The following is a 19984-nucleotide window of genomic DNA, read 5'->3' as shown; positions in this document are numbered from 1 at the left end:
TGATATGCAGAGATGAAAAATGGAAAAGTGGCGTGGTGAAAGCACCAGGCCGAGCAGAAGGTTATTCTGGAGAGTTACTTTTTCGTTTCGGGCGTCGGATAAACAGCCATATAAACGTAGCCACAACTGCCGAGGGTGTCGGCTTCGCAGGTCAGCCCTTTTGCATACAGCGTGACGGTATGCTGATGGCGGGGATTCAGTTCACCGCTGGTGAGCATGAGTTCCAGTTGTTTCATCAGCAGCGGAAAGGCCTGGTCCAGGTGGTACGAATCCGCGTCGCTGAACCGCCCTCTGATACCGGCGCGGTCGGCAAGGTAATGCAACCGGTTGCCTTCCTGTACCAGACGGGCACCAAAACAGGGCGTCACGGTGCAGGGCAGTCCCCACCAGGTACGGTCGTTATTGTCGTCGGGAAGCGTTGTCCCGGGGAGTGTGTCTGACACGATAAAATCCTCACAGAAAATTGGTTAAGAATGGTCCGGTGGTGGCGATAATTCTGCTCTTCTGAATGCCCTTCCAGACTCAGTTCAGGGTGACGCTCATCAGCCGGACATACGGACCAAAACTGTCCTTCCGGCGTTCTGCAAACACGGCCAGCACACAGGGAATATCCTGTACTTCACGGCCGGTATATGTATCCGTGCTACCGTGCCAGCGGTATTTACCGGTACAGAACGGAAAAAGACGGGATGCAGGATGCTGACGGTGAATACGCATGGCTTCACCACGGGTGATGATTTTCATGAGAATAGTCCTCCTGAATGTGAAAGTAAGAAACAGCTGAGAAAGAGAAACTGAAGTGATATGAAGGTGATTGTGACGGTGACGGGTTAAAGCAGACCGTGTTCCGCAAAGGAGAAAACCTGGCTGCCACCGACTATCAGATGGTCCGGCACCCGGATATCCACCAGGCCCAGTGCCTGTACCAGACGTTCCGTGATAAGGCGGTCTGCCTTGCTGGGTGTGACTTCACCGGACGGGTGATTGTGTGCCAGCACCACAGCAGCGGCATTGTGATACAGGGCGCGTTTAATCACTTCCCGGGGATGGACTTCCGTGCGGTTGATGGTGCCGGTGAAGAGGGTTTCACCGGCAATCAGCTGATTCTGGTTGTTCAGATACAGCACCCGGAACTCTTCCCGCTCCAGTCCCGCCATGTTCAGAATCAGCCATTCTCGTGCCGCACGGGTGGAGGTGAAGGCCACGCCGGGTTCATGAAGATGGCGGTCCAGGGTTTTCAGGGCCCGTTGAATGAGGCTGCGCTCACCGGGCGTCATTTCTCCGGGCAGAAAGGAAATCTGTTGCATTGTTCCGGCCCCTTTCAGTCAATGATGCGCATAATGGCGCTGCATTCCGGATGCTGCAGGGCGTAATCCCGCAGCCGGTAATAATGGACCGTCATGGCATAACATTCCGTACGACAGGCATGATGGCTGTACGTCATCAGACAGGCGGCAATACCGGCAGCTTCCGGACTCATTTCAGCGCGGTTACCGTTCATGGCATTGAACAGTACCCATGTTTCGTCATCATCGTCATCCGGTTCAGGTGCCATAAATGCGCCACCGTTGTTCAGGGTGTACAGATTCCAGATGCCCCCGCAGTAGTCTTCGCACAGACGGTCCATCCAGCCGAAGACACGGGGCTCCAGGGTCACCCACTGTGGAATGAGGCCAAAATGCTGCGGCCAGAAGCTGATACGTTGTTCATCAGGGACGGGAGTAGCAACCAGTTGGGGCTGGTTATTCCCTGGTGCTGTGGCTGAAGAAAGAGCAGTTGTGTTCTGAGAAACGATTTTCATGAGTGAAATCCTTACAATGTGTATAAATGAGAGGAAATAAAGGCCGGGGGCTGACAACATCACGTTCATCACTGACCGTGAGACCCGGCAATATCAGGGATGAATGATATTCGGCTGAAATTCCGGACAGCCGTACGCGTAACCGTTCCGGTCACAGACGGATGGCCAGAAGATGCCATTGCCTGTACTCAGTCTGCACAGACTGAGTTCTCCGGGGCGTCGGGTGATTCTGGTGCCTGAATCACGCCTTCAGGGACAGATTGCATCAGCGCAGGCTCTCCAGTAGCGTTTCTGCCATCACCCACAATGCGCGATTGAGCTTAATGCCGGTGTCGATGCTGTGAATGGCACGGGTGTGGATACGTTTTCCTCTGGCACTGCGACCGGAAATTCCGCCTTTTAGCATATTCTCCTGGATGGTCTGATAAGTACTCCACAGGTCCTTACCGTAATCCTCCCGGCGTCGTGGCGTCAGAATGTCGGCGGTGGTGACGGGCTGATGTTCGTCACCATAACGGTAAGTCAGTGCCGCCTGTGCCAGCGCCTGGCGTGTCGGTGGCGGCAGGACCAGCGACTGCATGGCATCACGCTTCTCCTCTATCCGGTCAAACACGCCCACCACCTCGTAAGCCCCTTCAATAACTTTCTCCACCACATTTCCCCGGTGTGGAACACGCAATTCTCCCAGAGACTGACCGCAGACCAGTCCATTGGTACAAATGGCACGAAAATATCCGGGTAACATCTGGTAGCTGGATGAACCGTCATGGGAGTTGAGCAGAATAATTTCAGGCACATGCTGACCGGTTATCTGTCCGGCCCGCCGCAGACGCAGCATATGTTTGGTATATTCCCGGCGGCTCTGGTCGCGCACACGGGTCTGGCAGGCGAAGAACGGCTGAAAGCCTTCCCGCTGCAGATTTTCCAGGACGGTGATGGTGGGAATGTACGCATACCGTTCACTGCGGGAGGTGTGCCGGTCTTCTCCAAAAATACTCGGGACGTGGTACATCAGTTCTTCGCGTGTCAGTGGGCGCTCCCGACGGATCTGATTTACATGACCAAAACGACTGGCTAATTGCATACTTTGCTCCTTATGAATGAATTAGCGGTATAAACGAAAAGGCCGCGTCTCCCGGAGAAGACGCGGCCTGATGGATGAAATGAAGACGTTTATTGCCTGAGAATTCCCTCACTGGCGAGATACGAATTTAGCTGTTTTCCGGCATCAGGTTCAAAATTCCAGCACCGCCAGCGTAGCTGCCCTTCGGCATTGCGGATAACCAGCCGGAAATGCGTTCCCTGGTCATCTTCAATAAGCACATTGCGGTAAGCTGTTGTGATGACAACCGCCTGTTCGCGTGAGAAAGGGCCTTCGGGCAATAAAACAGGGCGACAGTCCAACATACCGGCTATTTTCCGATAAATTCAACGCTGGCGCCGGTGGCATTACCGTCAGCACCAACCGTGACGGTCACTTTGTCGTACGCACGGTCTTCAGGATTGAATACTTCAAACTCAACCTTATTGCCTTTTACTTCGTAAGAGCCAAAATCAGCGGTTTCTGTTGTTTCCTCGTCGTATTTCCGGGCGTATGCCTGTCGGGCAGCCTGCAGTACGGAGTCTTTATTAATAGTGGTCGTCTGTTTCGGGGAAAAAACGGCAAGTGATGTGACAAATTTCGGACAGACCTTCAGCATATCACCGCGGGTGAATTCCATTCGTACACCAAATGCCTGTAAAACGGACACATCACGCTCTGCTATGGAGTGAACGGCTTTTTTGACCATTTCCGACGCCTGTTCGGCTTCCACCTCAACAGCCCTGAATCCCGTCTGCTGATTACACATTTGTGATGTGGGGATCAGGTTACCGTTAATACTGATACGGCTGCCCAGGAGCGTCTGTACGCCATTCGGGCATCCCTGCATCAGGCCGGTAATACCAATCGTGCCATTTTTCAGCATTACCAGCGCCTGACCATCTTCCGTCATGGTCTGGCACCAGCCGTTTTTGACAGCCCAGTTACCGGCGGAGGCGGAGAAGGATGCAACAGTGAAAAGCAGGGGAAAAAGAGTTCTGGTATTCATGACTGACCTCTGAAATGAACGTACGGTGTTATTGATAATGATGGAAGGTATGCAGTGACTGTTCAGGAAATGACGTAATAGCCATATATTTAGTTTTCTGTTCAACATATTGTCTCCATACCTGTCGGGACGGCTTTGGCAGGCCGGCGATCACAGGTTAAAGGTGTTGATAAGTTTATGGATGAAAGAGAAATGTGGCAGGGCGGAGATAAAACGCTCTTCAGCGACCAGATTGTGGATGTGGCCTCTCCGTTCAAACCGTTCTGATGTCAGGCTGACTGATTTGATATCTGCCAGGGGAAAGACCTGCAGTTTTCCCTTCTGTAACGCGATCAGATACCAGCTTCCGCTGTAATAAATGAGCCGGCAGGGCTCCAGTGACGTATACCATCGCTCAGTCATCAGCGAGATGTGGATACACTGTTTTATTGCCAGGATGAGTTGCGAGAAACACTCGGGGAACGTTGCAGTGATATCCGGCGCCGGTAGCCAGATAAGGCAGGGAGAGGGCTCCTGGTTGTCGGTAAGACAGGTTATCAGTCGTCCGTTCCGGAGCGGAAGTATCCGTGCGATCCCGGTATTCTGTATAAAAGAAAGCATTTCAGGGATCGCACACGGGCTGCTCTGTCGTCTGAGGCTGTACCTGCCATTTCTGTACTCTAAATCCAGGTGAACCAGACGCTGATGAAAATCGCGCTGTAAAGTACGTTCTGTAACGCCAAATTCATCTGACAGTGTCTTTAGTGACAGAGATTCTCCGGCCATCAGTCGGCTGATAATGAGTGATAAGCGAACCGCCAGACGATCATGCCGGGAACGATCATCAGACATAGATGTGTACTCCGTAAGAAAACATCTTTTATTTCATGATGTTATTATGCCTCATGGTGTTGAAAGGATGTGTCGTATCTGAATAATCAGGAATAAAATGCAGCAGAAAAAATATTCCTTTAATTATCTGATTTTTAATGATGATTTCATAAAAAGAAGAATACTCGTTAATCCAGCGACACATCCTGTCGGCGTGAGTGTGTCAGAACAGACGATCCCACAGTGTTTCCAGCAGGCGGATAATGCGGTCCCGGGCTTTACGCAGAAGCTGTAACATCCAGACCGGAAAAGTGAACCGGGCAACGGCGTCGTCAAAACTTTTCCCGATGGCGTCACCAAAAGTCTGTTGTGCGTGTTTCTGGGCCTGTTCAGAGCGGTTTTCCCCCCGGATATGTGAATAAACCGCACTGGTTGCCTGCGGTGGCAGGGCGTGGATCATCAGCGACACAAACGCCGGAAGATTCCAGCCGACAGGCGCAGCAACGGGGAGTACCGGAAATGATGACGGGAACAGGGTTGCCACCCTGGCTGTAACAGTTGCCAGTGAGAGTTCCTGGTGACGGGATGGGCATTTTTCTGTGGCATTCCATTCTTCAGCAGGAAACACGCGATCGGCATGGCTGAGAACAAACAGAAAACGCGAGGGATCTGCACCTTCATTCAGTAAAAACTGATGCATGGCAATATCGGCAGCATACGCACGTTCATCAGCCCGCAGGATCCAGATAATCAGATCCAGTTCCGGCAGTAACTGACGGTAAATCTCCCGGTATTCCTGATCATGCTGCGGTGTCTCACCAATGCCGGGCAGATCGACCAGCGTCATTCTGCGTTCACCAATCTGCAGGGTGAGGCGATGAGCCTGGCGGGTGCAGCCGTTCAGGGGATGCGTGGCGCAGATACGGGACTGAAAAATGGCATTACACAGACTGCTTTTGCCGGTGCCGGATTTACCCATAATGCCAATCACGGGCTCGTAATGAATAACACCGTGGAGATGTTCAAGGATTTTCTGGCGAATTTCTTCAGGAAGAAACGTCAGATATGATTTCACTTGCGCGGAGAGGGAAGAATTGCTGAATGGCATACCGGTATCCTGTTGATTTCACTGAACCGGATCACACTAATCCGGTTTATCATTCAGGTAATATGGGTGTGAAAATTTTTCCATTGACGGGAAGAAGAGTATGGCTAAAAACAAAGGTATCTGTCGGAATAAAAAATGCAGTAATCCTGTTTCAGAATTTGATGAGGCAAATGCCTTAAGGTTATGCGATGATCATTATAAGCTATGGAAGCGAAATAAAGAGAATCGTCGGGTCAGGAATATTTGTCGTATAATTAGTAGATATGACAAAAGTCTGGACTGGGAGATATTTTATAGAGTAAGAGATGCTGCAAAAAATAAAACGGGAAAGAGAATTATTGAGGACGCAAAAATATTACACCAATGGCGTGCTTCAAAGCAAGTAAGAAAAAGTTTTCACAAGGGTGTGCTTCGGTCACGGGAATGGCTTAATACACAGGAGTTACTGAGCAGAAAACATATATCTGTTACAGGTGAACTATTTAAATTTTACATAAAAGATATTATCAGATTATATTGCTATAAGTTTCTCTACAGCAGAGAATATCTTAATGAAAACGCATACAAAAAACGATATCAGAGAGATATTCACCCCAGAAAAGTTAATGTTCCGATACTGCAACTTGAAGTTGCATGGATAAATAATAATTGCCGCTCAAGTGATTCAAGCACTGATATTATTATCCTTCCGAGGATGATAAGAAGAATGGTTGTATTTAATTATACGAAGATAAATAAACAATTAGAGAAAGTGTTGGGGGGGATAGCACGAAAACAAACCTCAGAAAGGAATAAAGGCGGTCTCTATACCAGAATAAAAAAAGAAAGTGACTTTCTTTCTATGGATAGATTTATGGTGGAAATAGAAAATATCATAAGACCTGAAAGGTTTCCTACATCAATTTATCCAGTCTTTTCACATTCATTTATTGAACGAGAGCTTCCGCTACTGAATCTTGCCCGATCACAGTATAAAAGAGCAATAAGTAAAAGAGTGGCGAATTCAATTTTTTATACTTTGCAAAAAACTAACGTGGCATTATGGCTATATCTTGAAATGTTTGCTCTGGTGGCATTCATTAAACTGTATACAGGAAAAGGTTTTGAATTCATAAAGAACATGTGTGTATTTATCGATTATGAGAAAGGGATAATAAAATCCACACATGAAGAACTGCTGGGTGAAATTAAACGTAACATTCAAGTGAATTTGAAGGTGAATCCTGATAATTTTCCAGAGTTAATAGATATATACAATTCATGCTTTAGTGAAAATATATTGTCATATGATATTCAGGATGGTAATTTTAAATGGCGCTCATGATGTGAAAATATTAATTTCACATTACATATTAATTATCCACAAAAAACATATAATTAATTTCAATGAGTTACATATAAAAACGTTGATGATTATCCAGCTTAGTATGGTTATGCAATGTGATGCTTAACGCTTACAGATAATAACACATTCATATGAGCTATATATCATAATATTCAATAATCATGATATGCTAATCTGATTATGGATAAAAATTACTGAATGACGCCATATTATGATTGGCAGTGTTTCCTGTATACGATGACTTATCTCTCCCGCATCATATGGGGGTACGTTTCTTAGGAAAAGTGACGGGGTTACAGAAGCCAATTACGATAGTTTGTTGTAGAGTTATCACGAGTTTTTGTTGTTCTGAAGACGGAATCAGAAAAATAATTCCAGAGTAAACATGTCTGTTTTTTGACCAGTAAAGATCCATGCTGGCCGTGAAAAACTGAAATCAACACTCAGTCTGCATGGATGTCTGAAGATATTGAGAATGTCGGGAATGGTACTATATACGTATTATACAGACATATCTTCACTAAGTGTTATACACGCATTTTCATAAACAATTCTACAAGTGTTTTCATTAAGCATTGCTGTACACATTGTTTGATCTGATACACATCCAGTTTAGTAAATCTTTACGTTAGCTAAAATCAGTTTAAAGCTGCTACAAAACAATTTTTCTTGTTTAAGTAATCAGGATGATATTCTATTTTTCTGAAGTTACGTTTAACCTTTTCTTAGTTTTTGTGTTTTTAGTCGTTAACCTGAGACAAGTGTCTTTATGTAAAAACGCAAATCCGGCTGAGATAACCTGGCGTGATTTACTGTGTGCTTACGATGATTTTGTTAAATGGTTTTATGGATGATTTTGTAACGATGAGATTGATGAGATGATTAACTGGCCCTGGTGTTTTTTCTCAGCGCAAGACTCTTTTCAGGAAAAGCGTGATGATTGGTTCTGGTGTTTTGATTCAGATGAGGTTTACGTTATCGATGGTTAACCGTTTTTATGGAGCGTAGTTAAAAGTAACGTTTTCAGTATAAGAAAATCGATTCTGATGTTGGTGGTTTTTGTTCTTGGGGCGGGGGTGTCTGTAAACAGGTTTTAATCGCGCTGTTCGGCTCTGTGATTGAGTTGTGTGGTTAAGCTGTAGGTGTGGTGTTGCTGTTGATTTACAGCGCCAGAAAGCGTTCTGATTGCGTTTCTGACGTTTTGTTTGCGCGTTCTGTTGATCCGTTTCCCTTCAGGCTTTGTAGTTTTTAAAAAACATTTATGCCGTTGTTGTGTGTTTTACTCTGCGTGTAGGTTTATTTTTTCTTCGTGGGGGATTCATTCTGTTTTAATCAGGAGCCATTGGCGTTGCTCAATGGCGGGATGCCGTAAAGTTTTACCGCAGTGATTAATGATGTGAAGTCAATCCAAATCAACGGAGATCTCTCATCATGAATCAACCAATACACAATGCTTACTGGTTATCCCGTTTTGAAAGTATTCTCAACAGTGCCCTGGCGCAACACCGTGCCGTCTCGTTAATCCGGGTGGATTTACGTTTCCCTGAGTATATGCCTGCCACCATCATGGATACCGATTTAGATTCAGCGGTGATTTCTCGTTTTTTTGCATCCCTGAAAGCAAAAATTCAGGCTTACCAGCGACATAAACGACGTGCCAACAAGCGTGTGCGTGCAACCACTCTGCGTTATTTCTGGTGTCGGGAGTTTGGCAAGGAAAAAGGCAGGAAACATTATCACGTGATATTACTGCTCAACAAAGATACCTGGTGCTCGCCAGGGGATTTCACCGTTCCTTCTTCGCTGGCGACGCTGATCCAACTGGCATGGTGCAGTGCTCTGCATCTCGAGCCCTGGCAGGGTAATGGACTGGTTCATTTTTCCAGGCGGACGCCTTTCCGTAAACCGACATCATCTGATGCTCGCCCTTCTTCCGATGATACGCCTTTGTCGGGTGGATGTTCTGAAACCAGGAAGGCTTCAGACAAAAAGTCTGGTGGATCCGCTGTGCTCTGGGTCAAGCGTGGTGATGTGGAAGCGATGCAGAAAGCCCGGAACAGAGCCAGTTATCTCGTGAAATATGAGACGAAGCAGCATGACGGTTCCGGGCAACGTAATTATGGTTGCAGTCGTGGGGTAGGGCGTCTACTGGATGGCAGGTGAGCCCTGTAAAACGGCATCCGGTACCAGAGTGTATGTCACGGTAAGGGCGTCAGCCAACGCCCTTAGATCGTTTTCTGCTAATAGCCCTGAAGTCATGAAACGGTATTTTTATCTGCTTCCGCTCCTGGAAACACTCCGTCGGTAAAAACTTACCGGGATGATTAATGATGTGAACCGAAGTCAACGGAGATCATTCCCCCTGAACCTGCATCCAGTGTTCTTTCCCTTATCTTCCCGTTCTGCTTCGGTTCTTCACTTATTCCATCAACTCCATCCGCAAACCATAACACGTCAGCTTATTCACGGGCAGGACGCATTGTGGGCTGCGCATAACGGAGCATATCTTATGAATGCTATCCCTTATTTCGACTATAGCCTGGCCCCCTTCTGGCCATCTTATCAGAACAAAGTCGTCGGCGTCCTTGAGCGTGCGCTGCGTGAGCAGTCCGGCTCACGGATACGGCGGATCCTGCTTCGTCTGCCGTGTGAATATGACAATACCTTCAACAGCAGAACGACCTGGTTTGGTATGGATTTTATCGAAACCGTCAGTGCGCTGATGAATGCAACCCCCGGACGTGATCTCTGCTGGCTCCTGACCCGTCATCCTGAAAAACCGGAATACCACGTGGTGCTGTGCGTCAGACAGGAGTATTTCGATGGCCCTGAATTGGACCGGTTGATACTGGATGCCTGGAGTAACGTACTGGGCTTCGCGTCACCGGGTGAAGCAAAGCAGTATCAGAAGCAGATCACCCGGGATGTGGTGCTGGACAGTCGTTCACCGGACTGTGAAAACATCCTCAAAGAGTTGATATGGGCGTTCAGTGATTTCGCCCGCGATCGTCGTGGTGTGTGCGATCCGGAAGCCCGTTGCCTCGCCGGTAATCCCGGCTATCCCGGATCTGCAGGACCGTTCTGAAAGCTCGGTTCAGCATCTTTCCCTGCATTCGCACAAACTTCATAAATCTCACAAAGGACATTCTGACCATGTTGACCACAACAAGCCACGACAGCGTGTTACTGCGTGCCGACGATCCCCTGATCGACATGAACTACATCACCAGTTTCACCGGTATGACCGATAAATGGTTTTACAAGCTGATCAGTGAAGGTCATTTCCCTAAACCCATCAAACTGGGGCGCAGCAGCCGCTGGTACAAAAGTGAAGTGGAGCAGTGGATGCAGCAGCGAATTGAGGAATCACGAGGAGCAGCAGCATGAAACGTGTTGCAATACCAGCGCCGGCATTGCGGAAATCAGCCCTGTCCCCGATGCTGGCGACACTCCCGCTCATCTTTCTGCTGACTCCTCTGGTCTGCCAACTGTTTGTCATCATTTCCTGACTGATTCGTCATTCCCTTCGTCCCGCCAGTCACTGGTGTTTGTATCGTACCGTCCGGTGTTGATGTGCGTTTTCCGTGTGTCTGCACCGGCTTAACAAAATTCAACAGGGTTTGAAAAGGAACATTTCGTGCAAATAACCGAAGCCTTAATTTCAGAGCCGGGAGACATCCGGCGTTTTGTTCAGCAGGCGCTGGAGTTCTTTAATCTGCTTCATGGCAGCAGCAAGTTCAGAGGCAGGAACGACCTGTTCTCCTGCGGCCACAGCAGTAAGACTTCCCTCCTGGTATTGCTTGCGCCAGAGAAATAACTGGCTGGCTGCCACACCGTGTTGCCGGGCAACAAGGGAGACCGTCATTCCCGGTTCAAAGCTCTGCTGAACAATAGCGATCTTTTCCTGTGTAGTACGCCGTCTGCGTTTCTCCGGTCCTAAGACATCAATCATCTGTTCTCCAATGACTGGTCTAAAAACTAGTATTAAGACTATCACTTAAATAAGTGATATTGGTTGTCTGGAGATTCTGGGGGCTAGTCTAGTTTTAAAGCGCCCCCTGCCGTATCAGAACTGGGGAATGCTACAGGGTTTGACCTGTTCCTCGAGGATCGTAGCGGAGCTAGCCATGAAAAAATGATCCAGGCCCGAAATCAGCTTCTTGCTGAAGCGGCGAAAAGTCCAGCGTTAAACATGGTTCGTCCTAACGGCATGAACGATGAGCCTCAGTTCCAGATTCTGATTGATGACGAGAAAGTTCAGGCGTTTAAACTGAGCATGAGCGACGTCGACAACATAATGTCAGCAGCCTGGGGTTCGATGTATGTAAATGATTTTAACGATCGTGGACGGGTGAAAAAAGTCTATATTCAGGGCGAACCCGGCTCACGTATATCACCGCAGGATTTTGATAAATGGTATGTCCGTAACAGTGATGGCGACATGGTTTCCTTTGCCTCTTTTGCAACAGGCAAATGGATTTATGGCTCACCAAAACTGGAGCAATATAATGGTATCTCTGCTGTCGAAATCCTGGGGGAACCGGCACCAGGATACAGTTCCGGGGATGCAATGAAAGCAATTGAGGATATTGCGGCAAGACTTCCCGAAGGTTTCCATATTTCCTGGACAGGTTTGTCTTTTGAGGAACGACTTTCAGGTTCTCAGGCTCCTGCACTATATGCACTTTCACTGTTGATCGTCTTTCTGTGTCTGGCTGCACTGTATGAAAGCTGGAGCATTCCTTTCTCGGTCATGCTGGTTGTTCCGCTTGGTGTCCTGGGGGCTGTCTGTGCTACTTTGTTGCGCGGCCTTGGTAACGATGTCTTTTTCCAGGTCGGTTTATTAACAACAATAGGGCTGTCTGCGAAAAATGCCATACTTATCGTGGAGTTTGCTCGTGAATTGCATGAGAAAGAAGGACTAAGCATTAAAGAGGCTGCTGTTGAAGCGGCGAGAGTGAGGTTAAGACCGATAATTATGACTTCGCTGGCATTTGTAATGGGGGTTATCCCACTGGCTGTCTCGACTGGAGCAAGTTCCGGAAGTAAACATGCCATCGGTACTGGTGTGGTTGGAGGGATGATCACTGCTACGATACTGGCAATCTTTTATATTCCTCTCTTCTATATGTTAATTGCCGGGTTCTTCAGCCGCAGAAATAAGAAATCATCGGATAAGACTGAAGCTGAGCAATCATAAGCATGAGTAAATATTCAGGTGCAGTAAACAACATACTGCGCCTGAGTAAATGGCTGTTGGGTTGGTACTAAATGCCCCAGAGATATTTCCTGAAATAAGATGTCAATGGAGATTTCAACAGTGGTGCGGCACACAAAATTTGCAGCGGAAGAAACCCGCAAACAAATCCTGGATGTGGCAGAGTTCTGCTTTTGTGAGACGGGCTTTTCGAAGACGACACTGGAGATGATTGCGGCGCGCGCAGGTTGTACTCGGGGGGCCATATACTGGTATTTCAACGAAAAAAAAGATCTTCTGCGACAAGTCATCGAGCGGGTACCACTATCATTATTTGATGAGCTTACAGCCATCAAAAATGGGAGAGTTTTTGAACCGGTTAAAGCGATGTATCGTTGCTTATCACGTAGCCTGATTAAATTACAATATAATGTACACTTACGGAATGTAATTTATATTGTGTTTTTTTTGTGAAGAATGTCCGGATGATATAAGAATAAATTTCTTACAAAAAATGGTGGATGTCAATAATTTTGTGAAATTACTATGTTATATTTTCGAAAAAGGTAAGTTATATAGAGAAATATGTTTGGAAATTCGTAGTGAGACTCTGGCGTTCCTGCTTTTTTCTTTGTTTACGGGGGGGGGCGAAGTTGCATTCTGCAACCTGATAATAAATCCCTTTTCAGAGAGGGTTGCATAGTACTGGAGTTGACCCAATCAACCTTCACAGGCATCGATAAAAATGAACGCTACTATAAAAAACAGCTCTGATATCAATGAGTTTGCTAAATGGATTGATGAAAATCTTGAGGTAGAACTCTCAATAAATATTGAGGCAAAAAAAGCTGGATATTCAAAATGGTATTTACAGAGATTGTTTAAACATATCATTGGTATTTCTATTGGTAGGTATATTAATAAATGCAGCAGAAGAACTACGTTCTACTACTGAATCGGTCACGACTATCACTTTTAAATATCAGTTTGATTTTCAGCAGACATTTACAAGGGCATTTACTCGCCGCTTTGGTATAGCTCCTATTGCATACCGAAAACTCGCTAAGGAAGAAGTGAGATGGAATAGTTAGTTATGTAAGCGTTATTTACTTAAGCGTGGATATATAAGAATGATATTATCAATATGTTGCTCATGAGTTTTTAATAGCATATAGGCTTGTTAACATAGCCCAGCAATATACTTTGCAGTGGGAGCAGGTATGCATACAGAACAGTGGGCGAGGACGAGCGTCCCTTTTCGAACAAGGTAGCAAAAGAGGAAGAAGAAAGACAAATACAACTGGGCCTGAAAGGGTAGTGTTTAAGCCCCCTTTCAGGGGGCCGTGTCAAAGCCGCCCGCTATGCAGATGGTTTTTTACTTTATCTGTTAAGCAAAAAAATGCCGCGATAAAGAAATTGTTACCGCGGCAGCGTCATAGCAATTTACTTATTTTTTCTTGCCGCTGGAACGAGGACCTTTCTTTGCTGCCTCCTGCGGTACATCAGATTTTGTAGGTTTAGTGTTTTCTATTGAGGGTTTAACTGGTTGATGCTGCTCCACGGACTTCAGCGTTTCATCAGTGACATCCATACAGGATGCGCTGATTGACGTATCAAGGTTAACCACCGGGAATGTCTGTGAAGGCGCGTTTTCAGCCTGCAGTGTCGGTTGTGCAGCAGGCACTTCAGGTTGAGGTTCTGCGACGCCGGCGGTCACTTTAGAGTGAATAATCTGCTCGATATGCTGCGCGGTGCGGGCGATCACCTTATGGGCATACACCTCGCCAACCCGGCTTGCCGCGCTGATGGCTGCCGCTACCGCCGCGTTAATTGCGCCCACTTCCCCTTCCAGCTTCACGGTCACCATCCCGCCGCCTTTCGTCAATTCATAGCCTACCAGACTAACGTTAGCGGATTTCATTGCGGCATCGGCGGCTTCTACCGCCGCAGACATCCCGACGGTTTCGATTAAGCCTAAACTTTTCCCAGACATAAATTTCTCCTGTAATAAATTCAACTGTGCTGCGCGTCGTCGGCTTAACGTCCAACGTCTTCGTATAATAGCGCCGCTTTGTCCGTAACTTCCCACGGAAAGCTGTCGCGACCAAAGTGACCATAGCAGGCTGTTTTACGATAGCGGGGGACCAGCAGATCAAGCGTAGTAATGATGCCGAACACGCTAAGATCGAAATGGCTGTTAACGCCTCTCAGCAACGCTTCAGATGACACTGTTTGTGTACCGAAGGTGTTAATCCTGACGGAAACAGGGCGGGGCAGGCCGATGGCCCATCCCAACTGGACTTCACAGCGTGAGGCAAGCCCAGCGGCGACGATGTTTTTCGCCACATAGCGAGCAGCGTAGGCGGCGGAACGATCGACTTTCGACGGATCTTTGCCTGAAAACGCGCCGCCGCCATGGCAAGCCGCGCCGCCATAGGTATCAACAATAATTTTACGCCCCGTTAGCCCGCAGTCACCCACCGGCCCGCCAATCACAAAACTGCCTGCAGGGTTCACCAGAAAGCGGGTTTGTGGTGTGAGCCAGTGCGAAGGCATCACAGGTTTAACAATTTCTTCGATGACCGCTTCCCGTAGCGCGTCCAGAGAAACGTCAGGGCTGTGTTGGGTAGACACCACAACGGTATCTACTGAATGAACACGATTATCCTGATAGCGCAGGGTAACCTGGCTTTTGGCATCAGGGAGTAAAAATGGTAACCGTTGGGATTTACGCAACTGCGCCTGGCGCTCCATCAGACGATGGGCGTATACCAGCGTGGCGGGCATCAGTTCCGACGTTTCATCACAGGCGTAACCGAAGGTGATGCCCTGATCGCCCGCCCCCAGTTCTTCCATCGAGTGGCCGCGAATGCCTTCAGCAATATTGGCGGACTGTTTGCCAAGGATATTTAATACACAGCAGGTATTGCCATCAAACCCCAATCGCGAATGGTCGTAACCAATCTCTTTTATGGTGTTGCGGACAATCTTCTCAATATCCACGGCGGCATGGGTAGATATTTCTCCGGCAACAATAGTGGCACCAGTTTTCACCAAGCATTCACAGGCAACCTTACCCCACGGGTCCTGTAGGAGTATCGCATCCAAAATGGCATCAGAAATTTGGTCCGCCATTTTATCGGGATGCCCTTCGGCAACGGATTCGGAGGTAAACAGGTAATCGTTCAAAGCGAGCCCACTTGTTTGGGAAGTTTATTCCTATCTTAGGATAGGAACCTGACAAGTGGGCGTAAACTATCTTGCGGGCGTGTTGGACTATTTTGCTTTCATTATCGGGCCAATGCAAAATCACGCCATCACCGTGTAATTCCCGGGGACACGACTTTTCGATAATCAGAGGGGGTCATGCCAGTATCTTTTTTGAAGATGCGGCAAAAATAGTTTGAATCCTGGTATGCCAGTTCCAGCGCAATGGTATTTACTTGTAAGTCACTGAACCGCAATAACGATTTGGCGATAGTAATTTTACGCGTGGCAATATAGTTCGAAAACCCGAACCCGGTAATTTTCTTAAAGGTACGGCTCAAATAGCAGGCACTGACAAACGATTTTGCTGCCACGTCATCGAGCGTCAAGTTTCTGAGAATATTTTTCTCAATATGGAATTTCGCTCGTTCGATAAAATCGATATTGCCTGTATAGCCTTTTAATGCGTAATCAAACAGCTCTTCGCTAATGGTCAGCAGGCTGATCATGATGCGGAAATAGCGGCTTTCCATCATGCCATACTGGTTGATGTCTTTGATCAGCGCGGCGACTTTACGGTTAGTCGGCATTAACTTTTCCCCTTTGGCGGTCATATACTGGCTAACTATTTCCAGAAAATCGATCACGTCTTTGCGCTTATCCTCTTCTATCATATCCACCGGACAGGCACCGTTGAGCGTGTCAAAAATAAAGTTGTGCCACTGGGTGTAATCGCAATCGTCTATCATGGCGAACACTTTCTGTTTTAGGGCGCGGGATTTTTCATTTTCTCCTTCGTCGAATGCTAGGGTTTTTTTGATGGTGTCGGTCAAGATACATTTTTTCACTGGTTTGAGCAGATAATCATCCACTTTAAGGTTGTACATGCTGCGTACTATATCAAAGTCATCATTGGCCGTGATTACGATGATTTTAGTATCGCTGTTTTTTTTCTTCAGATATTCAATCACCTGTTTACCGTTCGGCAACGGAATATTAATGTCCACTAAGATCATATCGATTTGACTCAGTTGGTCAATTAAGTGAATCGCTTTTTTACCGGTTGAGGCTTCATGGATCGCAGCGTTTTCCACACACTGGGAGATAATCTGCCGCAGGGATTCTAATTCGATGGGCTCATCTTCAACGATAACAATGGTAAACATATGTCCTTTTCCTGTATCAGGCTTCCTGCATTGGGAACCGAAGTTTAATGGTTGTACCCATCCTGGGTTTGTTAGGGCTCATTATTTCCAAGCCATAGCTCTCGCCAAATAACAACTTCAATCTATTTTTTATGTTGTTAATGCCAATACTGCCTTTTTGCAATTTTTGGTCGCCTGATAAAATGCGATTAATGGTATCTGGTGCGATGCCGTCGCCATTGTCAGTGACTTCAATAATCACGTTCAGGCCATCGTCCGTGGCACGGATCAGCAGATGACTATTGCTATCCCTTGGCTCCACTACGTAGTTAAAGAAGTTTTCCACCAGCGGTTGCAGGATCAAAAACGGGCAGACTACATCCAGATATTTTTCCGGGATATCGCACAGGTAATCGAAACGGTCTCTCATACGCACTTTTTGGATCGACATATAGTTGTTGACGTAATTTATTTCATTACGCAGAGTAATCAGGCCGTGACTATTTTTACGTAACAAATAGCGCATCATGTCAGAGAAATCGTGCACCATTGTTTCGGTACGCTGCGCATCTTCAAGAAAAGCTAACCGGCCAATGGTATTTAATACGTTAAATAAAAAGTGTGGATTTATCTGATAAGAGAGCGCTTTAAATTCAGCTTCATGTAGTGAGCGTTCTATCTCTACACGTTTTCTTAACTCATTAGCCAGTGCAAGATCCTTTTTACGAAGTTCGCGTTGGATATTATTGGTGTGCGCTTGTTCGACCAGATAAGACGATACGTGTAGTAACGTCGAGGCAGTAGACTCAAAACGCTCATACGGCATGCGACGTGTATTCTGGTGCAAATTAATTAACCAAGGATTATCTTTCCAGACGTCATTATTATTCAGAATATAGGAAATGCTCTGTTCTTTCTCTTCTTCGACTTTTACCTGACCGGAAATAAAAGCACCGAGATAATGATCGTTAATCATGATTGGGACAGCGAATTCGACAAAACCGCAGTGGCAGCGATAAACCACCGGTTTGCGAGCGTGCATCGCGGCACGGCCACCAGCGTTGTCGCTTTCATAACAGTGGTGCGCCAGTGTCGGGTTGAGACGCGAACGCATGCAGAAGTCTGAAAAACCGCTGGGCTTAGTGACCGGGATACCATTCTCATCCACAACCACGAGCGCGATCATCATTGATTTTGAAAAGTTGTCCTGCAGGGTCTGAAGGCGTTTTACATCCAAAAACTCATTTAATTTGTATTTATTCTTCATACTTTCAGCCTGCATTTTTAAAAACATAATCATATATTTATAAATAATTTGTCGCGAAAAAATTGAAATGGATCACAGCAACAAAAACAGCTCCGGCTCTGAAAGTAATGCTTCGGTTATTTGCAAGGGATACTCCTTTTCAAACCTTGCTGAACCAGTGCAGATACACAGGGAAACGTATACCAGAACTGCCACAATACAAACGCCAGTTACTGGCGATACGAATGGAATGACGAGGCAGTCTGTCAGAAAGCCCCACATGAACGATCACCACCTACATAGGAGGTGTTTTAAAATTGATCGAGTAGGAGGCGGGATCACTCCCGCCGTCCTCTCACACCACCGTACATGCGGCTCCGCATACGGCGGTTCATGTTAACACTGGAACTGCCTCTGCTGTTCCAGCAGTGATATCAGACCCTGCCTGCTGAACCACGCATTCTTTATCGCCTGATTCATATGGCTTGACTCTGAGTTCCACCATGGCCCGTGGTTGTTGTACGCTGAGATCATCGCCCTGTCCTTACTCAGTCCTGCTCTTTGCAGGTTCTTTGCCCGGGTTAGCGGTCTCTTCCACTGCCGCTACAACAAGCAACGCAGTTTCCGTTTGATCCAGCCATCCAGCTCCTCCAGCACTCCTCTGACTTCCGTCAGCCTGAAGTAGCTTATCCATCCACACAGCACTGGTGTCAGAGCATTGATTGTCGCTTTCACTGATTTGCTCCGGTTTCCCGTCGTCAGACTGTGGACTTTCTCCTTCAGCCTGTTCACGCTCGTCAGGGCTATCTTCAGCTTCGCCTGTTTGTGCCATGTCACACTGTACCCGAGGAACTTCCGATCCCACGGGCGCGCCACCGCGCTCTTCTTCTCATTCACCTTCAGTTTGTTCTCCACGAACGCCCTGATGTTCTTCAGCAGATGGTCGCCCGCTTTCCGGCTGCTTACGTAGATGTTGCAGTCGTCTGCGTAGCGGCAGAAGCTGTGTCCACGACGCTCCAGTTCTTTATCCAGTTCATCCAGCAGGATGTTCGACAGTAACGGCGACAGTGGGCCGCCCTGCAGCATGCCCGCCTGCCGTTTCTCCCTTTGCCCGTCTTTAACCATTTCCGCTTTCAGGTAGCGGCGTATCAGTCACAGCACCCGCCTGTCCTTTATCGTTCTGGCCAGACGCGTCATCAGGAGTCTGTGATCCACCCGGTCGAAGAACTTCTCCAGATCCATATCCACCACCCACCGTTTGCCACCCCGTATGTAACGCTGTGCCTGTTGCACCGCCTGCTGGATAAGCCTGTCCACCACCGTCGGGATGCCTGAGGTTCTCACGCCGCCATCCGGCTTCGGGATATCCATCCGGCGTATTGTCCGCGGCTGGTAGTTTCCGTCAATCAATGCCTGCCTGACGCTGCGCCAGTTCTTCTTCAGCCACGGTTTCAACTCCGCCACGCTGAGGTTATCCACCCCCGCCGTGCCTTTGTTTTCCACCACGCGCTGATAAGCCAGCATCAGGTTTTCTCTCGTTATCACCGCTTCCATCGTCAGCGGCACTTCCGCTTTCGTTTGCCCACCCGCCGCCGTGCTGATTTCAGCGCCATCATGCAGCCCTGACGGATACTGTCCGTCTCCTCTGCCGCTGGTCGCAGTGGCCTGCGCTTGTGCTTCATTAATCATCATCGGGTTCGGATGTCCTAATCACAGTTAATCATGTTCGGCCCTTCATGCTGCCGGTTTTGCAGCACTACTACGGCGTCGGCTGACTTCTGCCGCCCCATCCCGGCGCCTCACGGCGCCGGTAGCACACTGGCAGGGCGACAGATCTCCCGGGGTAATTCACGCGACTTTCCTGCTTATGCCTGTCGGCTTTACGTCACAGCGTTCCGTGTGAGTATCGGGCTTTGGTGATTAGTGCCACCTTACCCTGCTGCGCCGCCTTAACCGCTTCCTGTTCGTCAGGCCAGCATTTTGCATCCAGCTTCCTTCAGATTTCACCTCGCGATGAACACCCTTGCCTTCCGCT

General features: G+C 47.6%; 23 protein-coding genes and 3 pseudogenes. 10 read left to right on the top strand and 16 right to left on the bottom strand.

Translation table 11 applies throughout. The features are described 5' to 3' along the window. Positions 1-74: 74 nt before the first annotated feature. The 9 genes from EAS44_RS22570 to EAS44_RS22530 all read right to left on the bottom strand — a co-directional run bounded on the left by EAS44_RS22570 (position 75) and on the right by EAS44_RS22530 (position 5809). The gene (locus EAS44_RS22570; protein ID WP_001285610.1) at positions 75-443 is read right to left on the bottom strand and encodes a type IV toxin-antitoxin system YeeU family antitoxin; all 369 of its coding nucleotides are present in this window, start codon (positions 441-443) and stop codon (positions 75-77) included. 79 nt (positions 444-522) lie between these two features. Next, positions 523-744 carry a DUF987 domain-containing protein gene (locus EAS44_RS22565; RefSeq protein WP_000692347.1) on the bottom strand — a complete coding sequence of 74 codons (222 nt, stop codon included), beginning with the start codon at positions 742-744 and terminating at the stop codon, positions 523-525. Positions 745-830: 86 nt separating this feature from the next. Continuing rightward, positions 831-1307 (bottom strand): JAB domain-containing protein, encoded by a 477-nt coding sequence (locus tag EAS44_RS22560; RefSeq protein ID WP_001186193.1) that lies wholly within the window; start codon positions 1305-1307, stop codon positions 831-833. A 14-nt stretch (positions 1308-1321) separates the two neighbouring features. Further along, positions 1322-1801, bottom strand: a complete 480-nt coding sequence (locus EAS44_RS22555; protein ID WP_000706978.1) for an antirestriction protein — start codon at positions 1799-1801, stop codon at positions 1322-1324. 265 nt (positions 1802-2066) lie between these two features. After that, positions 2067-2885, bottom strand: a complete 819-nt coding sequence (locus tag EAS44_RS22550) for a DUF932 domain-containing protein (RefSeq protein ID WP_001175155.1) — start codon at positions 2883-2885, stop codon at positions 2067-2069. Positions 2886-2974: 89 nt separating this feature from the next. After that, entirely contained in the window at positions 2975-3208 is a 234-nt protein-coding gene (locus tag EAS44_RS22545) for a DUF905 family protein (protein WP_000883181.1), read from the bottom strand. A gap of 5 nt (positions 3209-3213) precedes the next feature. Next, on the bottom strand, positions 3214-3891 hold the full coding sequence (locus EAS44_RS22540; protein ID WP_001097565.1) for a hypothetical protein: 678 nt from the start codon (positions 3889-3891) through the stop codon (positions 3214-3216). Between the two features lie 150 nt (positions 3892-4041). Continuing rightward, entirely contained in the window at positions 4042-4722 is a 681-nt protein-coding gene (locus tag EAS44_RS22535; protein ID WP_001278649.1) for a WYL domain-containing protein, read from the bottom strand. A gap of 202 nt (positions 4723-4924) precedes the next feature. Further along, the gene (locus tag EAS44_RS22530) at positions 4925-5809 is read right to left on the bottom strand and encodes a GTPase family protein (RefSeq protein WP_001116794.1); all 885 of its coding nucleotides are present in this window, start codon (positions 5807-5809) and stop codon (positions 4925-4927) included. Positions 5810-5909: 100 nt separating this feature from the next. Here EAS44_RS22530 and EAS44_RS22520 point away from each other — a divergent pair, with 100 nt between their 5' ends. The 6 genes and pseudogenes from EAS44_RS22520 to EAS44_RS25670 all read left to right on the top strand — a co-directional run. Next, entirely contained in the window at positions 5910-7133 is a 1224-nt protein-coding gene (locus EAS44_RS22520; protein ID WP_001107219.1) for a hypothetical protein, read from the top strand. Positions 7134-8585: 1452 nt separating this feature from the next. Further along, entirely contained in the window at positions 8586-9317 is a 732-nt protein-coding gene (locus EAS44_RS22515) for an inovirus Gp2 family protein (RefSeq protein WP_001075472.1), read from the top strand. A 346-nt stretch (positions 9318-9663) separates the two neighbouring features. After that, positions 9664-10239 (top strand): hypothetical protein, encoded by a 576-nt coding sequence (locus EAS44_RS22510; protein WP_000991593.1) that lies wholly within the window; start codon positions 9664-9666, stop codon positions 10237-10239. Positions 10240-10307: 68 nt separating this feature from the next. Further along, positions 10308-10541, top strand: coding sequence for a helix-turn-helix transcriptional regulator (locus EAS44_RS22505; protein WP_000958492.1), 234 nt, complete (start codon positions 10308-10310; stop codon positions 10539-10541). After that, positions 10538-10663, top strand: coding sequence for a hypothetical protein (locus EAS44_RS25715; protein ID WP_000831909.1), 126 nt, complete (start codon positions 10538-10540; stop codon positions 10661-10663). Before EAS44_RS22505 ends, EAS44_RS25715 begins: the two co-directional genes overlap by 4 nt. Before the next feature lie 128 nt (positions 10664-10791). Further along, positions 10792-10875: pseudogene (locus EAS44_RS25670) on the top strand (hypothetical protein); the annotation flags it as partial. On the opposite strand, the pseudogene EAS44_RS22495 reads toward EAS44_RS25670, so the two are convergent. Next, a pseudogene (locus EAS44_RS22495) lies at positions 10840-11106 on the bottom strand (transposase); the annotation flags it as partial. The pseudogenes EAS44_RS25670 and EAS44_RS22495 overlap by 36 nt on opposite strands. 102 nt (positions 11107-11208) lie before the next feature. Between EAS44_RS22495 and EAS44_RS22490 the strand changes: the two are divergent. The 4 genes and pseudogenes from EAS44_RS22490 to EAS44_RS25655 form a co-directional block, all read left to right on the top strand. Further along, positions 11209-12354: pseudogene (locus tag EAS44_RS22490) on the top strand (efflux RND transporter permease subunit); the annotation flags it as partial. A gap of 99 nt (positions 12355-12453) precedes the next feature. Further along, positions 12454-12825, top strand: a complete 372-nt coding sequence (locus tag EAS44_RS25665) for a TetR family transcriptional regulator (protein ID WP_001350803.1) — start codon at positions 12454-12456, stop codon at positions 12823-12825. A 271-nt stretch (positions 12826-13096) separates the two neighbouring features. Beyond that, on the top strand, positions 13097-13306 hold the full coding sequence (locus tag EAS44_RS25660; RefSeq protein ID WP_001332061.1) for an AraC family transcriptional regulator: 210 nt from the start codon (positions 13097-13099) through the stop codon (positions 13304-13306). Next, on the top strand, positions 13245-13442 hold the full coding sequence (locus EAS44_RS25655) for a helix-turn-helix domain-containing protein (RefSeq protein WP_306304895.1): 198 nt from the start codon (positions 13245-13247) through the stop codon (positions 13440-13442). The genes EAS44_RS25660 and EAS44_RS25655 overlap by 62 nt, the downstream gene beginning before the upstream one ends. Before the next feature lie 356 nt (positions 13443-13798). On the opposite strand, the gene grpS is transcribed toward EAS44_RS25655, so the two are convergent. The 6 genes from grpS to EAS44_RS22440 form a co-directional block, all read right to left on the bottom strand. Next, the gene (gene grpS / locus EAS44_RS22470) at positions 13799-14344 is read right to left on the bottom strand and encodes a propanediol utilization system shell hexameric protein GrpS (protein WP_000015571.1); all 546 of its coding nucleotides are present in this window, start codon (positions 14342-14344) and stop codon (positions 13799-13801) included. 44 nt (positions 14345-14388) lie between these two features. After that, positions 14389-15540: a propanediol utilization system methionine adenosyltransferase GrpR gene (gene grpR / locus EAS44_RS22465; RefSeq protein ID WP_001001005.1), complete on the bottom strand. Its 1152-nt coding sequence runs from the start codon at positions 15538-15540 to the stop codon at positions 14389-14391. 128 nt (positions 15541-15668) lie between these two features. Further along, entirely contained in the window at positions 15669-16724 is a 1056-nt protein-coding gene (grpQ, locus tag EAS44_RS22460) for a propanediol utilization response regulator transcription factor GrpQ (RefSeq protein WP_000494233.1), read from the bottom strand. A gap of 16 nt (positions 16725-16740) precedes the next feature. Next, a complete protein-coding gene (gene grpP / locus EAS44_RS22455; protein ID WP_001329690.1) occupies positions 16741-18003 on the bottom strand; it encodes a propanediol utilization sensor histidine kinase GrpP in 1263 nt (420 codons plus the stop codon). A gap of 549 nt (positions 18004-18552) precedes the next feature. Next, positions 18553-19074 carry a reverse transcriptase domain-containing protein gene (locus EAS44_RS22445; protein ID WP_000237741.1) on the bottom strand — a complete coding sequence of 174 codons (522 nt, stop codon included), beginning with the start codon at positions 19072-19074 and terminating at the stop codon, positions 18553-18555. Positions 19075-19101: 27 nt separating this feature from the next. Further along, entirely contained in the window at positions 19102-19641 is a 540-nt protein-coding gene (locus EAS44_RS22440) for a maturase (protein WP_001332064.1), read from the bottom strand. Positions 19642-19984: the final 343 nt, after the last annotated feature.

The sequence above is a fragment of the Escherichia coli DSM 30083 = JCM 1649 = ATCC 11775 genome (assembly GCF_003697165.2).
GTDB classification, from domain to species: domain Bacteria; phylum Pseudomonadota; class Gammaproteobacteria; order Enterobacterales; family Enterobacteriaceae; genus Escherichia; species Escherichia coli.
The sequence above is the reverse complement of the archived record's forward strand: the minus strand, read 5'-3'. Positions and strand labels throughout refer to the sequence as shown.

Bases quoted from the DNA above. Each gene is read 5' to 3' on its own strand.
- grpP (WP_001329690.1), bottom strand. From the start codon at position 18,003: ATGATTATGTTTTTAAAAATGCAGGCTGAAAGTATGAAGAATAAATAC.
- EAS44_RS22505 (WP_000958492.1), top strand. From the start codon at position 10,308: ATGTTGACCACAACAAGCCACGACAGCGTGTTACTGCGTGCCGACGAT.
- EAS44_RS25660 (WP_001332061.1), top strand. From the start codon at position 13,097: ATGAACGCTACTATAAAAAACAGCTCTGATATCAATGAGTTTGCTAAA.
- EAS44_RS22445 (WP_000237741.1), bottom strand. From the start codon at position 19,074: ATGGTTAAAGACGGGCAAAGGGAGAAACGGCAGGCGGGCATGCTGCAG.
- EAS44_RS22540 (WP_001097565.1), bottom strand. From the start codon at position 3,891: ATGAATACCAGAACTCTTTTTCCCCTGCTTTTCACTGTTGCATCCTTC.
- EAS44_RS25715 (WP_000831909.1), top strand. From the start codon at position 10,538: ATGAAACGTGTTGCAATACCAGCGCCGGCATTGCGGAAATCAGCCCTG.
- EAS44_RS22530 (WP_001116794.1), bottom strand. From the start codon at position 5,809: ATGCCATTCAGCAATTCTTCCCTCTCCGCGCAAGTGAAATCATATCTG.
- EAS44_RS22535 (WP_001278649.1), bottom strand. From the start codon at position 4,722: ATGTCTGATGATCGTTCCCGGCATGATCGTCTGGCGGTTCGCTTATCA.
- EAS44_RS22560 (WP_001186193.1), bottom strand. From the start codon at position 1,307: ATGCAACAGATTTCCTTTCTGCCCGGAGAAATGACGCCCGGTGAGCGC.
- EAS44_RS22565 (WP_000692347.1), bottom strand. From the start codon at position 744: ATGAAAATCATCACCCGTGGTGAAGCCATGCGTATTCACCGTCAGCAT.
- EAS44_RS22555 (WP_000706978.1), bottom strand. From the start codon at position 1,801: ATGAAAATCGTTTCTCAGAACACAACTGCTCTTTCTTCAGCCACAGCA.
- EAS44_RS22440 (WP_001332064.1), bottom strand. From the start codon at position 19,641: ATGATGATTAATGAAGCACAAGCGCAGGCCACTGCGACCAGCGGCAGA.
- EAS44_RS22515 (WP_001075472.1), top strand. From the start codon at position 8,586: ATGAATCAACCAATACACAATGCTTACTGGTTATCCCGTTTTGAAAGT.
- EAS44_RS22545 (WP_000883181.1), bottom strand. From the start codon at position 3,208: ATGTTGGACTGTCGCCCTGTTTTATTGCCCGAAGGCCCTTTCTCACGC.
- grpQ (WP_000494233.1), bottom strand. From the start codon at position 16,724: ATGTTTACCATTGTTATCGTTGAAGATGAGCCCATCGAATTAGAATCC.
- EAS44_RS22550 (WP_001175155.1), bottom strand. From the start codon at position 2,885: ATGCAATTAGCCAGTCGTTTTGGTCATGTAAATCAGATCCGTCGGGAG.
- EAS44_RS22510 (WP_000991593.1), top strand. From the start codon at position 9,664: ATGAATGCTATCCCTTATTTCGACTATAGCCTGGCCCCCTTCTGGCCA.
- EAS44_RS25665 (WP_001350803.1), top strand. From the start codon at position 12,454: ATGTCAATGGAGATTTCAACAGTGGTGCGGCACACAAAATTTGCAGCG.
- EAS44_RS22520 (WP_001107219.1), top strand. From the start codon at position 5,910: ATGGCTAAAAACAAAGGTATCTGTCGGAATAAAAAATGCAGTAATCCT.
- grpS (WP_000015571.1), bottom strand. From the start codon at position 14,344: ATGTCTGGGAAAAGTTTAGGCTTAATCGAAACCGTCGGGATGTCTGCG.